Source organism: Lentzea sp. NPDC060358 (assembly GCF_042725365.1).
Taxonomy (GTDB): domain Bacteria; phylum Actinomycetota; class Actinomycetes; order Mycobacteriales; family Pseudonocardiaceae; genus Lentzea.
The window spans coordinates 1-1,085 of the sequence record NZ_JBHXCW010000509.1 but is presented as its reverse complement, the minus strand read 5'-3'; the positions used below and the strand labels follow the sequence as shown (position 1 = coordinate 1,085).

Sequence of the window (1,085 nt, the reverse complement as noted above, 5' to 3'; positions counted from 1 at the left end):
CGGCGGTCAGCGCCGAGACGAGGTTGAAGGACTGGAAGACGAACCCGATCCGGTCCCGCCGGAACCGGGTCAGCGCCGCCTCCGACAGCCCGCCGAGATCGGTCGACCCGATCCGCACCGTGCCCGACGTCGGCCGGTCGAGCCCCGCCGCGCACTGCAGGAAGGTGCTCTTGCCCGAACCCGAGGGGCCCACCACCGCGGTGAAGCTCCCCGCCGGGACCACGCAGCTGACCGCGTCCAGCGCCGTCGTACCCCGGCCCGGACGGCCGTGGCGCCGGCTCACCGCCTCCAGCCGCAGCGCGGCCCCCCGCACCGCCGTCGTCATCGTCTCCACCGCTACTCCAGCTCCTTCGACCAGCGCACCCTGTGACCTGTGTCAACGCTAGGAACCGGGGCGCGGCCGGACGAGGGTGCGCGATCCCGGAACGGGGGTACAGCCCGCACCACCACGACCGGGGAGTCCGCTCCCCTCCGGCGCGCCGCGGCGCCCCGTAACCTGGCGTGTCATGAGCAGCACCACCGCTTTCTCCGCCACTCCGCTGGCCGCGGCCGTCCGCCGGTCCTGGGACGCCTCGCGCTTTCTGGGCATCGGGATCGGTGTCGCGCTGCTTGCCTACGTGGCCACCTTCCTGGTGGTGGCCGCCCTGCTGTTCGCGGCCGTGCTCATCGGGCTGCCCGCGCTGCCGGAGGTCGCCAAGGTGCTGCGCCGGTGCGCGGAGTGGGAGCGGCGCAGGGCGGCCGCGCGGCTGGGCGTCCCGTTCGTCCCCACGCCCTATCCGTCGCTGGACGGCGGCGAACTCTCCGAGCGGGTACGGCGGGTGCTCACCGACCCGACCGTCTGGCGCGACGCCCTCTGGCTGCCCCTCCAGGCCCTCGCGGGCAACGCCCTCGGCTATCTCGCGATTGTGGTGTGGCCCATCGGGCTGCTGGTGGACGGGATCGGGCTGACGGCCGTGCACCTGTGGGACCGGCGGACCGCCGACGAGTACGGCACCCCGCCGCCCGAGCGGACCGGCTGGGTGCTGCGCTGGCACGGGGTGCTCGCGGACCTGTCGGCGGGCTGGACCCGGGCGCTGCTCACCACG

Annotated in this window: 2 protein-coding genes; one reads left to right on the top strand and one right to left on the bottom strand. The window is 74.7% G+C overall.

Annotated features, from left to right (window positions below):
- Nucleotides 1–325: ATP-binding cassette domain-containing protein (locus ACFWGZ_RS41265; protein ID WP_382457021.1), on the bottom strand; the 325-nt coding region annotated here is incomplete at its 3' end.
- A 181-nt stretch (nt 326–506) separates the two neighbouring features.
- On the opposite strand from ACFWGZ_RS41265, the gene ACFWGZ_RS41260 reads away from it, so the two are divergent.
- A partial coding sequence (locus tag ACFWGZ_RS41260; RefSeq protein ID WP_382457020.1) for a sensor domain-containing protein occupies nt 507–1,085 on the top strand: 579 nt, incomplete at its 3' end.